At 63.9% G+C, this 13,552-nt stretch carries 15 protein-coding genes; 6 read left to right on the top strand and 9 right to left on the bottom strand.

Going from position 1 to position 13,552, the window contains the following annotated elements; all coding sequences use genetic code 11:
* Positions 1-15: 15 nt before the first annotated feature.
* From QM615_RS17970 to QM615_RS17960, 3 genes are all read right to left on the bottom strand, one after another.
* Positions 16-300 (bottom strand): SipW-dependent-type signal peptide-containing protein, encoded by a 285-nt coding sequence (locus QM615_RS17970; RefSeq protein WP_283347699.1) that lies wholly within the window; start codon positions 298-300, stop codon positions 16-18.
* 237 nt (positions 301-537) lie between these two features.
* Positions 538-975: an LGFP repeat-containing protein gene (locus QM615_RS17965; protein WP_269596853.1), complete on the bottom strand. Its 438-nt coding sequence runs from the start codon at positions 973-975 to the stop codon at positions 538-540.
* 187 nt (positions 976-1,162) lie between these two features.
* Positions 1,163-2,452, bottom strand: a complete 1,290-nt coding sequence (locus QM615_RS17960; RefSeq protein WP_283347698.1) for an adenylosuccinate synthase — start codon at positions 2,450-2,452, stop codon at positions 1,163-1,165.
* Between the two features lie 202 nt (positions 2,453-2,654).
* On the opposite strand from QM615_RS17960, the gene QM615_RS17955 reads away from it, so the two are divergent.
* The 3 genes from QM615_RS17955 to QM615_RS17945 all read left to right on the top strand — a co-directional run bounded on the left by QM615_RS17955 (position 2,655) and on the right by QM615_RS17945 (position 4,688).
* Positions 2,655-3,320: a hypothetical protein gene (locus QM615_RS17955; protein ID WP_269596852.1), complete on the top strand. Its 666-nt coding sequence runs from the start codon at positions 2,655-2,657 to the stop codon at positions 3,318-3,320.
* Positions 3,317-4,090 (top strand): site-2 protease family protein, encoded by a 774-nt coding sequence (locus QM615_RS17950; protein ID WP_269596851.1) that lies wholly within the window; start codon positions 3,317-3,319, stop codon positions 4,088-4,090. The genes QM615_RS17955 and QM615_RS17950 overlap by 4 nt, the downstream gene beginning before the upstream one ends.
* Before the next feature lie 130 nt (positions 4,091-4,220).
* On the top strand, positions 4,221-4,688 hold the full coding sequence (locus tag QM615_RS17945) for a pyridoxamine 5'-phosphate oxidase family protein (RefSeq protein WP_068053912.1): 468 nt from the start codon (positions 4,221-4,223) through the stop codon (positions 4,686-4,688).
* On the opposite strand, the gene QM615_RS17940 is transcribed toward QM615_RS17945, so the two are convergent.
* The 3 genes from QM615_RS17940 to QM615_RS17930 all read right to left on the bottom strand — a co-directional run bounded on the left by QM615_RS17940 (position 4,678) and on the right by QM615_RS17930 (position 7,235).
* The gene (locus QM615_RS17940; protein ID WP_269596850.1) at positions 4,678-5,607 is read right to left on the bottom strand and encodes a cation diffusion facilitator family transporter; all 930 of its coding nucleotides are present in this window, start codon (positions 5,605-5,607) and stop codon (positions 4,678-4,680) included. The two genes, QM615_RS17945 and QM615_RS17940, sit on opposite strands and share 11 nt — an antisense overlap.
* Positions 5,608-5,686: 79 nt before the next feature.
* Positions 5,687-6,781, bottom strand: a complete 1,095-nt coding sequence (locus tag QM615_RS17935; RefSeq protein WP_269596849.1) for an FUSC family protein — start codon at positions 6,779-6,781, stop codon at positions 5,687-5,689.
* A gap of 37 nt (positions 6,782-6,818) precedes the next feature.
* Positions 6,819-7,235 (bottom strand): DUF3151 domain-containing protein, encoded by a 417-nt coding sequence (locus tag QM615_RS17930; protein WP_068053907.1) that lies wholly within the window; start codon positions 7,233-7,235, stop codon positions 6,819-6,821.
* 150 nt (positions 7,236-7,385) lie between these two features.
* Here QM615_RS17930 and QM615_RS17925 point away from each other — a divergent pair, with 150 nt between their 5' ends.
* A complete protein-coding gene (locus QM615_RS17925; RefSeq protein ID WP_283347697.1) occupies positions 7,386-8,177 on the top strand; it encodes an Rv0361 family membrane protein in 792 nt (263 codons plus the stop codon).
* A gap of 91 nt (positions 8,178-8,268) precedes the next feature.
* Here the strand turns inward: QM615_RS17925 and QM615_RS17920 are convergent, their stop codons facing one another.
* Positions 8,269-9,468, bottom strand: a complete 1,200-nt coding sequence (locus QM615_RS17920; protein WP_283347696.1) for a DDE-type integrase/transposase/recombinase — start codon at positions 9,466-9,468, stop codon at positions 8,269-8,271.
* Positions 9,469-9,612: 144 nt separating this feature from the next.
* Positions 9,613-10,653 carry a class II fructose-bisphosphate aldolase gene (gene fbaA / locus QM615_RS17915; RefSeq protein ID WP_068053901.1) on the bottom strand — a complete coding sequence of 347 codons (1,041 nt, stop codon included), beginning with the start codon at positions 10,651-10,653 and terminating at the stop codon, positions 9,613-9,615.
* A 176-nt stretch (positions 10,654-10,829) separates the two neighbouring features.
* On the opposite strand from fbaA, the gene QM615_RS17910 reads away from it, so the two are divergent.
* Positions 10,830-11,570, top strand: a complete 741-nt coding sequence (locus QM615_RS17910; RefSeq protein WP_394855338.1) for a VTT domain-containing protein — start codon at positions 10,830-10,832, stop codon at positions 11,568-11,570.
* Between the two features lie 28 nt (positions 11,571-11,598).
* Positions 11,599-12,294: a DedA family protein gene (locus tag QM615_RS17905; protein WP_068053945.1), complete on the top strand. Its 696-nt coding sequence runs from the start codon at positions 11,599-11,601 to the stop codon at positions 12,292-12,294.
* A gap of 41 nt (positions 12,295-12,335) precedes the next feature.
* Here QM615_RS17905 and QM615_RS17900 read toward each other — a convergent pair whose 3' ends face one another.
* Entirely contained in the window at positions 12,336-13,472 is a 1,137-nt protein-coding gene (locus QM615_RS17900; RefSeq protein WP_269596672.1) for a glycoside hydrolase family 76 protein, read from the bottom strand.
* Positions 13,473-13,552 lie beyond the last annotated feature (80 nt).

Raw genomic sequence — 13,552 nt, 5'->3', positions numbered from 1 at the left:
GAACAACCGGAAACATCAACACGGGGTGGGGACTTTTACCTGGCCACCAGCGGGGACATCGACATGGCGATTGACACCTCCGCCCGGGGACACGTCGTACTCGTCCCACACTGCGGCACCCGTCTCGAAGTTTCCTTGAAGGTTCCACGCTTCGTCGCCGGAAGCGAACTCTGCATTGCCGAACACGTTGTCGGACCACGCGGCCAAAGTCACCGCCGCCCCGATACCGAGAACGAGACCACCTGCAAGTAATGCGCGGACCTTACGCTTACGGTTTGAATTCTGAATGCTCTCGGACATGCCCCGGCTCTTTTCTGAGGGTGTGGTGGTGAATGCCGATTGCATTCACTGCACCAGTTGTCGAAGCATAGGGCAGTCGCGTTACACGTTCTTGGAAAATGTATGGGTAAATTTTTTGGAGGATATTTGCAGGGTTTCTTTCACGAAGAAGAATGCAGACAGCATCATCCGCACTGGTCCTCAAACCGAACAACAGTGAATAAAGTTAGCCAGCTTCGAAACCGGGCGTCCAATTACTCACGCAAAAGCCGAACTTGCGTCGGCACCAGATTCCAACGCCACTGCTTTCGCATCCGGCCCTGGTGAAACCTCGTCCCCTTCCGGCCTACCACCGATGACGAATGCTCCGGTGTCCGGGAGCCAACCCAAGGCCCCACGCTGAAACAAGCTGTACCGACCGAACCCTGTCGGTGTCGGCCGTTCGTCGCTGATCGGGTAGCCGAGGGCACCGTACGGCCCGCCGTGCGCCATGTACCACTCCAGGATCGGTCCGTGCACCTCGTGCGCGCCGCCCTCTGGAAGCGCGAATACCGTTGCATGCCGATACTCGAGCATGCCGCCGCCACTCGGGCCGAGCATGAATTCCCCAACCTGCTCACCGATCCAAGAATGTTCGTAAGCAAACCGATCGAATTGATAGGCGAATACTTCGAGACCGTTGTACGGAGCAGACATGATCAGCGCCTCCCTTACTTACACAGCGTTGAGTATCCCTCGAATTCTCGCTTGCGACATAGAAATTTGCTCAGATTGGCCCAATTCGGCCACCATGTGCCGCATAAGCAGACCGGGTGACATGAGAATGGGAGCAAAAAAGCCCCGCACTCCGAAAAGTGCGGGGCTTTCACGGCATATCGTCCGATTACCGCAGAATGTCGCGGCGAACGATGGTTTCGTCGCGACCCGGCCCGACTCCAATGCACGACATGTACGCACCCGAGAGCTCTTCGAGACGCAGCACGTAGTTCTGTGCGTTGATCGGCAGTTCCTCGAACGTGCGGGCACCGGAGATGTCTTCCCACCAACCGGGCATCTCTTCGTAGATCGGCTTGGCGTGATGGAAACCGGTCTGCGTCATCGGCATTTCGTCGTGCCGGACGCCGTCGACGTCGTACGCGACACAGATGGGCACCGTGTCCAGGCTGGAGAGCACGTCGAGCTTGGTCAGGAAGTAATCGGTGATGCCGTTGACGCGGGTGGCGTATCGCGCGATGACGGCGTCGAACCAGCCGGTGCGTCGAGCACGCCCGGTGGTGACGCCCACCTCGCCGCCCTGCTTGGCCAAGTACTCACCGTAATTGTCGAACAACTCCGTCGGGAACGGTCCCGAGCCGACACGCGTCGTGTACGCCTTCAGGATGCCGAGGACGGTCCCGATCTTGTTGGGGCCGATGCCGGAACCGACCGATGCGCCGCCCGCAGTCGGGTTCGAGGACGTGACGTAAGGATAGGTGCCGTGGTCGACGTCGAGCAGGGTGCCCTGCGACCCCTCGAGCAAGATGGTCTCGCCGCTCTCTAGTGCGAGGTTCAGCTGCAACCTGGTGTCGGTGATGCGGTGCTTGAAGCCCTCGGCCTGCTCGAGCACCTCGTCGACCACCTGCTGTGAGTCCAGCGCCCGCCGGTTGTAGATCTTCGAGAGCACCTGGTTCTTGAATTCCAGTGCGGCCTCGACCTTTTGGGTCAGGATCTTCTCGTCGAGCACATCGGCTGCGCGGACGCCGACGCGAGCGATCTTGTCCTGATAGCAGGGCCCGATACCGCGGCCGGTGGTTCCGATCTTCTTGGCACCGAGGAAGCGTTCGGTCACCTTGTCGATGGCGACGTGGTACGGCATGATCAGGTGCGCATCGGCACTGAGCAGCAGGTTCGTGGTATCGACGTCACGCTTCTCGAGGCCTTCGAGTTCGGTGAGCAGCACACCCGGGTCCACGACGACGCCGTTGCCGATGACGTTCTTCACGCCGGGCGTGAGAATTCCCGACGGGATCAGGTGCAACGCGAACTTGTCGCCGTTCGGAAGGACGACGGTGTGACCGGCGTTGTTGCCGCCCTGGTAGCGAACGACCCACTGAAGGCGTTCGCCGAACAGGTCGGTGGCTTTGCCTTTGCCCTCGTCGCCCCACTGGGCGCCGATCAGGACTATCGCCGGCATGTGCTCTCCTACGTTGCTTTCGTGCGAGGACGCGCTGCAAATACTGCTCGATCGAACGCAGCCGTCACCATTTGCCGCAGGCGCGACAGTGGCCGGGGGAACAGTCTAGCCGAGGCGGTGAGCTGGCCCGCATGCCGCTACGGTGGAGCCGAAACGAGGGCACTATGGTCGTTCGAGGGTTCGACGAAGATCTAGGAGCGCCGTGACACCGTTCGTTCTGCACTGCGGAAATCCGCCGTTGCCGATCACGCTGACCGACGTCCCACTGCGCACCGCCGATGCAGTACCGACAGACGACGACTGCAGCGCGATCTTCTCCGACATCGAATCCGCACCGGCCCCCCGCATCATCGTCCTGGGCAGCGACGCGTCCCTGGCAGCCGTACTGACCCGATTGATGCGCACCGATCGTCTGCACGTCGAAGTCGCGTTCGTACCGGAGACCGCAACCGACGCCGCCCACATCTACAAGCTCGGAACCGGATCCCGTGCCGCAAAGGTGGCAATGACGGGCAAGGCGTCGAGCACACCCCTCATTCGCGACGACGCAGGCAAGGCCGTTGTCGGTCGGGCGCTCCTCGGTGGTGCCGGCGGCACGGAACTCGAGGGCGAGGCGTACGTCGACGACACTCGGTTGTTCTCCGGAGTCGTACCCGGCGTCGAGGTGGCACCGACCCCGGAACTGCCGGGGCTGCGCGCGCGAGTGATCAGCCGTCGACGATTTCTGCCTCGCCGCTGGGTGAGCGGACGGGCGATGCAGCTCGGCTCCCCCGCCGCAGACCTGATGCGCGACGGCATCGCCGGCGACAGAACGGTGAAGCGGTCTACGTTCTATCGTCACCACGAAGAGTGGCTACTGGTCCGATGACCGTTCCGCTGCGCCGCAGTCCCGTTCTGCCGAGCCCGGTGTTCGTTGCCGTTCTCGCAATCGCGGGAGTGGGCGGCGCACTCGCGTGGACGGCCGAGGACGTCACGTCGTTCACCGCGCGCCTCGGAGTGTTCGTTCTGGTATTGGCCGGCTGGATCGCCTCGGTGTGCCTGCACGAATTCGGTCACGCATTCACCGCATTCCGCGCCGGCGACCGAGAGGTCGAACTCCGCGGCTATCTGACGCTCAACCCGCTGAAGTACACCCACCCGCTGCTCTCGATCGTCCTGCCGGTGGTGTTCATCGCGATCGGCGGAATCGGACTTCCGGGCGGGGCCGTGTACCTGCGGACCGGCCAGTTCTCGGCGTCCACGCAGCGGCGCATCGCCCTCGCCGGCCCCTTCGCCAATGCCGTTGTCGCCGTAGCACTCCTGATCGTCATTCGCATGTTCGGCACCGACGGCACTCATCAGGCCTTCTGGTACGGGCTCAGCTTCCTGGCGTTCCTGCAGATCATGGCCACGATCCTGAACCTGATTCCGGTACCCGGACTCGACGGCTACGCCGCACTCGAGCCCTCGCTCTCGCCCGCCACCCGTGCATCGCTGAACCAGTTCAAGGGCTACGGAATCCTCGTTCTCGTCGCGTTGCTGTTCGTGCCAGCAGTCAACTCCGTGTTCTTCGGTGCGATCTACACCCTGTTCGGGCTGTCCGGTGTTCCCGAGTTCTTCGCAGGCAACGGCAACTACCTGATGCGATTCTGGCTGTGACGGCTGGTTCATCCAGGAGCAGCGGGAAGAATTGCACGGTATCGAGCGCGATCGACGGGATTCCGTCGATGCAGGCAGGTTCTGTGCAGACTTTCCCAGTTGTGTCGGTGGTCGGTCGCATAATTTCCCCATGACGACGTGGAACGACTTCTCGACGGCAGCACCGAGCCTGGCTTCGGCGGTGCGCGCCAGATTCACCGCCCACAAGCACCATGTACTCGCGACGCTCCGGGTGGACGGCTCACCGCGCGTCAGCGGAACCGAGGTCGAGTTCGACGACAGCGGCGTACTGCGTCTCGGCTCGATGCTCGGTGCCGTCAAAGCTCGAGATCTGCAGCGCGACGGACGGTTCGCGCTGCACAGCAATCCGGGTCACCATTCGATGGAGGGCGGGGACGCGAAGATCGGCGGGCGTGCCGTCGAAATCACCGATCCTGCTGTGCTGCAACCGATATTCGACGCCGCGCCGGGCGAGCTGGTGCCCTATCACGTGTTCGATCTCGACATCACCGAGGTCGTACTGACCTCGCTGGTGGACGATCACATGCAGATCGACGTGTGGCGTCCCGGCTCCGACGTACACACCGTCACCAGGTGAGCTCTTCCTTGCAGGTTCGGCCTTGCGCGGCGGGTTCGACCTGCACCGTGGCGTGGTCGAGGCCGTAGCCGGACAGCAGCGACTTGGCACGATCGAGCACCATCGACGACGACCCCTCGCACTCGAGGTGCACCGTGGCCACATCCATTCCGGTGGTGAGCGTCCACACGTGCAGGTCGTGCACCCCCGTCACGCCCGGTAGCGCACTCAGGTCGCCGGTCAGCGCGTCGACGTCGACATTTGCCGGGCTCGCCTGGGTGAGGATGCGCAGCGCCGACCCGGCGAGCTTGATCGCACGCGGAATGACCCACAGCGAGATCAGGACGCCGACGACGATGTCCGCCCACGTCCACCCGAACACGACCATCAGCACGCCGGCCACGAGCACGCCGACACTACCGACCGCATCGGCCAGAACCTCCATGTACGCACCGCGGACGGCCAGGGAATCCTTGGCGTCGCCGCGAATGAGCAGCATCACGACAATGTTGGCCGCGAGACCGGCCGTCGCGGTGAGAATCAGTGGTACGCCGGGGATTTCAGGAGCGTCGCCGATGCGTGAAATCGCCTCGTACATGATGAACGCCGCAACACCGAGCAACAGAACGGCATTTGCGATGGCGGTCAACACTTCTGCCCGATGCCAGCCGAATGTTCTTGCCGCTGCGGCACTTCCCTTGCGAGCGAGCATCAATGCGATCAGACCCATCGACATGCCGAGCACATCGGTGAGCATGTGGCCGGCATCGGCGAGCAGGCCGAGCGACCCGATAGCCAAGGCGACGGTTGCCTCGACGACGAGGAACACCACCAGGACCACGAGCGCGACGACCATCTTGCGCACCCGAGACCTGGGCGGCCCCGCACCTGCGGGCGAGTGACCGCCCACGCCGTGGCTGTGCCCGTGACCCGCGCCCATGACTCCCCCTGGTGACCGATGTCGACTTCCGGAAGTCACCATATGCGTACATACGCATATATGCAATGGTGCGCTCGGGTCACAACTCCGGCGGGACGTGCGGATGGTCCACCGTCGGCGGAAGTGTCGCCAAGGCAGAAATACGCTTGAGCCCGGCGACCTGCAGCAAGTCGACGATGATCGATCGCAACTGCGCCAACACCACCGTCGCCGACAGACCGGCGTTCGAGATCAACTCCGGCTTGGCACCGGCCGCAACCGACCTCAACACTCGCGCCGCTTCTGCCGCGTCGGGCTTCCGTCCCGGATCGGCGAGGATCATCTGCCGCAACACCTCCACCGCATGCGCCAACTTCTCCACCTCGTCGACGACACGCGGATCGAGGATCTCGTCGTCGCGCACCAACGTCAGCGACCGGCGCGCGAGCACCCGGATATTGCGGACGGCGTTGTCGATGGGATCGGCCGTAGCCGCGAGCGCCGCAAGACGATTGCGGTGATTCCAGTACATCGGAGAGATTCGCGCGATCTCCCGGCCGCCCTTGAGGTCGGTCCGCAGAGCATCGATACCGGACTGCGTCGCACGCGCCTTGCGCAACGCCTCCTCGATCGGTTTGGGATCGTTGGCCACCAAACCGTCGGCCACCTTCTGCAACACGCTTGCAGCCGTCGCCAACACGCTCGCCGCATCCTTACGGGCTCGCCACACCGGATGCGTCGGGATCAACGCCACGATCGCGATGCCCACCAGACCACCGACCAACGCGTCGACCATGCGGTTGGGGCCACCCATGTTGCCGGGTGGAATGAGTGTCGCGACCAGCACGGCGGACGATCCGGCCTGCATCGCGATGATCGGGCCGCCGTCGAGGAACACCGCAGCCGACATCGCCAACACCACGACAAGAGCGATCTGCCACGGACCGCTGCCGATCAGTGAGATCAGCAGATCTCCGATGCCGATGCCCACCGTCACTCCGACGACGAGCTCGGCCGATCGGCGCACCCGCGCACCGAGCGAGACGCCCAGTGAGACTACAGCGGCGATCGGCGCGAAGAACGGGCTCTCGTGACCGACGATGTCCGTCGCGACGAACCACGCCACACCTGCCGCCAACGCGCACTGAATGATGGGCAGCAGCGACAACTTCAGCCGAGCGCTGCCCGAATTCACTCGGGTTCGGCCGCGCACCCGGCTGGCGCGGGCCCGGTCAGCCCAGGCCGAGCGCTTCTGCTGCCTTGGGGTCACAGTCTTCGAGGAGGTCGAGGCAGCGGGCGTACTCGTCGTGCTCGTTGATGTCGCGGGCCGCTTTGGCGAGGACTGCGACGCATCGGAGGAATCCTCGGTTGGGCTCATGGCTGTACGGGACCGGCCCGAATCCCTTCCATCCGTTACGACGCAACTGGTCCAGACCTCGGTGGTAACCGGTACGAGCATAGGCGTACGCCGTGATGGTGGCACCGGACTCGAGGGCGGCCTCGGCCAGGTAGGCCCACGCGATGGACGCCGTCGGATGCGCCGCCGCGACGGCCTCGGGCGCTTCGTGGTTCAGCAGCGCGGATTCGGCCTCGTCGTCTCCGGGCAACAGTGTGGGTTGGGGTCCGAGCAGATCACCGAAAGAAGTCATGGCGCTCATTGTGCCCTTACGTCACCGAATCGTGTCCGAACACCCCCGGTGGCGCTCGCGGCGAGCGGCACACCCGGTCGATAGGCTGCCAGCTGACGAAATCGAGAACCTCCGAGTTCTCGGATGAATTCGGTGAACGAGGGAGAACGCATGCCGGACGAGAAGAAGAAGGCGCCCTCCGAGGCCGACGCAGACACCGAGAAGATCGACCTGGGCAAGAAGAAGCAGATCGACGAGCCCGCCGAGACTCCGACCGAGAAGATCGTCACTGCCCCAGCCGAGGAACCGGCAGCAGCGGAATCGAAGCCGGTCGCGAAGCCGACTGCAGCCCCGCGTCGTATCCCGCCGCGAAACCCGTCCGGCGCTCCAGCGAAAGATGTTGCGGCAGAGAAAAACTCAGCAGCCTCCGGGCCCCCGCCGGTCGGGCCGAGGAAGATCGAGCCGCAGCAACCGAGACCGAAGCAGGTCGGTCCCCAGCGCGTCGGACACCCGCCGACGGAACCCGGCAAACCGAGTCGGAAGAAGTGGTGGGCGGCGCTGGTGGCTGTAGTTGTCGTGGTCGCGGCAATCGCAGCCGGTGCGTATCTGCTGATCGACCGCACGAGCGTCGACGACTCCCCGGAGGCCCGGATCAGAACGACCGTCGAGTCGTTCACCCGCGCATTGGCCGACGGCGACCTCGCCACGCTGCGCAGTACCTCGTGCGGTGACCTCGCGACGTTCTACCGAGACATCCCGGACGCGGAATTCACCGATGTCCACCGCGTCTCGGCCGAGCAGGGCAACATCCCGACCCTCGACAGCATCGACGCCATCCAGGTCGGCGACGACACCACCGCGATCGCCCAGGTCATCGCGCACACCGAGGCCAATCCGAACGATCGATCGCCGCGCACCTTCGACCTGCGCCTCGAGGGCGATCAGTGGAAGGTGTGCAGCTGACGCTGCATGTGCGCGGAAACTCGTAGCCTGCTACGTGTGCTGTCTTGATACATGTGGGACACGGGTGTCTCGATACATGTGAGACACGATTTTAGGCTGTGGGGCGGTGGAGTTGTCCTTGGTAGAGCTTGTCGATGTTCAGGTGCAGGTGGCCGAGGACTTCTCCGCTGGCCTTGTAGGCGGTGATGTGGTTTCCGTCGCGTAGGACGGTCACGCGGGTGTAGGCGTGGGGTCGTCCGACGGAAATCTTGTGATCGCCGACGGCGATCACGCCGGAGTCGGAGACCAAGTGGGTGCCGACGGAGGCATCGACCTGGGCGGGTAGATGCTGCGGGCCGCCGAGCGTTTCAGCTCGGTTCCAGGCCTGCTGCGGGGGCATGTTCACGGCACTGTGGCGGCGGTCGGTGTTGTAGAACTTCTGGTACCGGTTGCACGATGTCTGTAGTTGAGCGGTGGTGCCCGGCCGGGTGGGTTGGTCGGTGAGCCACTCTTTGAAGGTGCGGTGGTGGCGTTCGACTTTGCCGTTGGTCTGCGGGTGGTACGGGCTCGAATGAATGAGCCGGGCACCAGAGGAGCTGACGAATGCACCGAACTTCGAGCGACCCTTCGATGCCATTGCGGAGAACGCCATTCCGTTGTCGGACAACACGATTGCGGGCACCCCGTAGTCGGTGAAGGCCTTACCGACGGCGGCGATGGCACCGGCGGTGGTTTCGGCGTGGCAGACGTAGGTCGCGACGAGGGTGCGGGTGCAGTCGTCGAGAACTTCGAAGACGGTGGCTTTGCCGCCGCCGGCGAGCACGACTTCGGTGGCGTCGATCTGATAGCAGTCGCGGGGCCGGGCGTATTGGAATCGGCGGTAGGACGACTTGGGTCGTTTCTTCGGCTCCGGGGTCACCAGGCCGTGGCGGGTGAGGATGTTGTTGATGGTCGATCTGGCCGGGATCTTCCAGCCCTTGCCGTCCCAATCGTGTTCGGCAGCAATCTTTGTCAGCTCGTAGCGGATGTTGTCGGCTCCGTTGTCGCGGCCCAGTTCTGTCCGGAGTGCGATGATGCGGGCTTCGACAGCGTCGGCGGTGCGTATCGGGCTCGAGCGGGGCCGGCGGGACTCGAGTTCCCACCGGCCCCGTTCGCGGATCCGGGCGGCGTGACGGTTGGCGGTACTGCGCGAGAGCCCGTGATCGGCGCAGAAGCCTAACAGGCCTCGGGCGTCGAAGACGTCAGCTCCTTCGATGATCCATGCGGTCAAGGTGGCGTCGAGCAGGTTCATCCGGGCATCCGTTCTGGCCATGGATTACTCCATAGCCGGTCACAGTGCCCCGCAGCATCACCACAGCCCGTGTGTCACATGTCCCTGGACATCTCGTGTCTCATATGTCCCCGGACTCAACACGTAGCCTGCTACGAGTTTCCGCGCACATGCGGGTTTGCCCGCTCAGCCTGCGGATACGCTGCGTCCGGCGGACTTGAGGTCGTTGCAGGCCTCGACGACGCGGGCGGTCATGCCGGCCTCTGCCTTCTTGAGGTAGCTGCGCGGGTCGTAGGCCTTCTTGTTGCCGACCTCGCCGTCGACCTTCAGAACGCCGTCGTAGTTGGAGAAGAAGTGTCCGGCGATGGGACGGCTGAACGCGTACTGGGTGTCGGTGTCGACGTTCATCTTCACCACGCCGTACTCGAGAGCCTCTTCGATCTCGCTCTTCGCCGATCCCGATCCACCGTGGAAGACGAAGTCGAACGGCTTGGAGCCCGATGCCAGGCCCAGCTTCTCCGACGCGACCTTCTGGCCGTCCGCCAGCACCGACGGCTTGAGCTTGACGTTGCCCGGCTTGTAGACGCCGTGCACGTTGCCGAACGTCGCCGCCAGCAGGTAGCGCGAGCCTGCGTCGCCTGCGCCGAGGGCCTCGACGGTCTTGAGGAAGTCCTCGTTGGAGGTGTAGAGCTTGTCGTTGATCTCCGCCTCGACGCCGTCTTCCTCGCCGCCGACGACACCGATCTCGACCTCGAGAATGATGTTCGCTGCCGCCGCGCGGGCCAGCAGGTCCTTGGCGATCTCGAGGTTCTCGTCGATCGGGATGGCCGAGCCGTCCCACATGTGCGACTGGAACAGCGGGTTCTTGCCTGCGTCGACGCGCTCCTGCGAGATCGCGATGAGCGGCCGAACGTAGGTGTCCAGCTTGTCCTTGGGGCAGTGGTCGGTGTGCAGAGCGATGGTGACGTCGTACTTGGCGGCGATCACGTGCGCGAACTCGGCGAGCGCCACAGCGCCGACGACCATGTCCTTGATGCCCAGTCCCGAGCCGAACTCGGCTCCACCGGTCGAGAACTGGATGATGCCGTCGCTACCCGCGTCGGCGAAGCCCTTGATGGCGGCGTTGATGGACTCGGAACCCACACAGTTGATTGCCGGAAAGGCGAACTTGTGTTCCTTCGCCCGGCCCAGCATCTCGGCGTAGACCTCGGGAGTTGCGATAGGCACGGCGTCATTCCTCCATTGAAAAGTTCGGTTGTGTCCTGTGCAGTATGGCAACCTCCGAGCCCGGTGTCGTGCGTACCCGCATCGCTGACGTCATTACGCGGGAGATCGAACAGGGCAGCGTGTTCACAGCCGGGCGACACCAACTACGGAGGGACTTCCCGGTTCAGGCCGGTAGTGTGGGCGCGGTGAGTCTTCTAGCTGCCTCGGAATCGGTGACGACCAATCTGGCGTTGTTACCTGGATTTCTCGACCCCGTGAACCTGCTCAACTCCTTCGGTCACTGGGTGCTGATCGGGCTGCTGCTGGTCGTGTTCATCGAGTCCGGGCTACTATTTCCGCTGCTCCCAGGCGATTCGCTCCTCTTCACGGCCGGCTTGATCGCAGCGTCGAAGTCCACCGAGATCGAGCCGTTCGCGTCCATCTGGACTCTCGTGATCCTGATTCCGATTGCGGCAATCCTCGGCGATCAGGTCGGCTATCTGATCGGCACGAAGGGCGGCGCAGCCCTCTTCAAGAGCAACGATTCGCGCTTCTTCAAGAAGAAGTACATCGACGAATCGCACATTTTCTTCGAGAAGCACGGTCCGATCACCATCATCCTGGCGCGCTTCGTGCCGATCGTGCGTACGTTCGCACCGGTCGTCGCCGGTGCGTCGCACATGAAGTACTCACTGTTTCTCACCTACAACGTCGTCGGCGGCGTGCTCTGGGGCGCGGGTGTGACCACCCTCGGTTACCTGCTCGGGCAGATCGCGTTCATCCGCGACCACGTCGACATCATCTTCCTGCTCATCGTCGCCGTCTCGGTACTGCCCATCGTCATCGAGGTCGGCAAGCGCATGATCAAGGCCCGCAAGACTCCGCTCGGGGAGGCCACCGACATGATCGAGGCAGACGCCCCGGACACCAAGTCCTGATCGAGATCTTCCGAAAGTGATCGAGTCCATGTCGTCGATTACCACTGCGCTGCCGACCGTCTCCGTTCAGGCCGTCGGCAGTTTCGGTCCGCTGGAGACAGCAGGCCCCCTCGTCGTGTGGATCATCGTCATGACTTTCGTGTTCATCGAATGCGCGGTGATCATCGGATTGTTCCTGCCAGGAGATTCGATGCTGATCACGGCAGGAATCGTGATGGCGACCCACGCGTCGGGCACCGGTCACATCTGGGCGCTGTCGCTCGGTGCGATGGTCGCCGCCATCGCCGGCAATCAGGTGGGGTACTCGATCGGTCACCGCACGGGCTCGACGCTGGTGGCTCGCAAGAACGGCAAATACCTCAACACCAAGAACCTGCACAAGGTCAATCTCCTGCTGGAAAAGCACGGATTCTGGGCGGTGCTGGTCGCGCGATGGATCCCCTGGGTGCGCACCCTGTGCCCACTCGTCGCCGGTGCCGCGAAGATGGATCACCGCAAGTACACGATCGCCAGCACGCTCGGCGCCATCATCTGGGCTCCGGTGCTGTTGCTGATCGGGTTCTACTTCGGCTCGTTCATCGACGGCATCCCGTGGCTGATGCCCGCCGTCCTCATCGGCATGGTCGTGCTGCTGGTCGTCGGAACCGGACTCGGCATCTGGCAGTACCGCAAGGAAATGGCACGCCCCGAAGAGACCATCGAGGTCGAAGAAGTAGTGGAGTAGCGGCCCTAGAAACCTGGCAGGAGTGGAGCCTGCGGAACGACTCAGAAACCTGCAGCTGCGACGCGGTATGCGGCTTCCATGAGCATCCATCCGCCCAGTTGGACCGAGAGGTCTCGCTCGGGTACGTCGGACGGTCGGACCGTTCCTTCGGTGAAGCTGGCGATGTGCAGACCTTGCCCCGGGAATCGGGCTTCGCGGGTCCAGTCGGCTCCGAACAGCGGGTTGTCTTCCACTTCGAGGCGGTTCTCCCACGCTGCTTCGGCCGAGTTCAGCACGATCGCAGCTGCGAGTTCGCGAGCTCGGTCGTCGGCGTCGGAGTCCCCGGGCAGCTTCACCGCGACCATCGCCAGGTACCGCGCGAGAATCGGGTTGAACAGGCCGCCGTCTCCCCCACCGCCGCCGGTGATGACGAGGTTGCGGGTCAGGTGGTTGTCGACTGCGTCGACCAGAGCGTGGACTCGCTGCGCGTGCCTGGGTTCGCCGAGCCGAACTGCGAGTTCGGTCTCGAGGCCCAACGTGACGCCCTGGCAGTAGCTGTAGACAGCGCGTTCCATCTCACCGGGCTTGCCGGCGTCGACGAGTGCGCGAGTGGAATGCATTCCGTCGAGAATCAGCCCCGTGCGCTCGTCCCTGAGGGTGCGGTCCATCCAGTCGGCCATCTCCTGGGCACGCCACAGCCGACCGGTGCGCGCCAACAGGATCGCGGCCGGACCGTTGGCGGGTGCGTTGTAGAAGTCGGACTTCTTGCGCCACGGAATGCCGCCGCCCTCGGCCGGAGCCCAGGCGTCGAACAATTCCATCTCGATCTGCTGGATGCCACCGCGATTGCCGACGAAGTGCTTCCGCTGCGCCCGTTCGAGCGCCAACCCGAGCCACGCCATGTCGTCGTAGTAGTTGTTGGTCCACCCGCTGACGTTGCGGGTTCGGTGCGCTCGGGTGATCTTGTTCAGTCGCCGACGGCGCTTGGGGGTGAGGTCGCGATCTGCGGCGTCGACCGCGCAGTCGAGCAGGTGGGCCTGCCACCAGTAGTGCCAGCGCAGGAACATCCGTTCCTTCCGGACCGGTGGCCAGGCGACGACTCCCAACGTCGTGCCCGGTAGCCCCCAGAGCCGACGCATGTGCCGCGCGACGACGGCCCCCTCCGCGGCGTCCGCACGCTGCGACCACAACTCCTGCATACCTGCAATCCTGCCACTACCGTTGCAGATTCGTTACATCCCGCCCCGGAAACTGCCCCCGAAACCGTTCCGGAACCCGT

This window comes from Rhodococcus sp. IEGM 1341 (assembly GCF_030056895.1).
Taxonomy (GTDB): Bacteria; Actinomycetota; Actinomycetes; order Mycobacteriales; family Mycobacteriaceae; genus Rhodococcoides.
The sequence above is the reverse complement of the archived record's forward strand: the minus strand, read 5'-3'. Positions and strand labels throughout refer to the sequence as shown.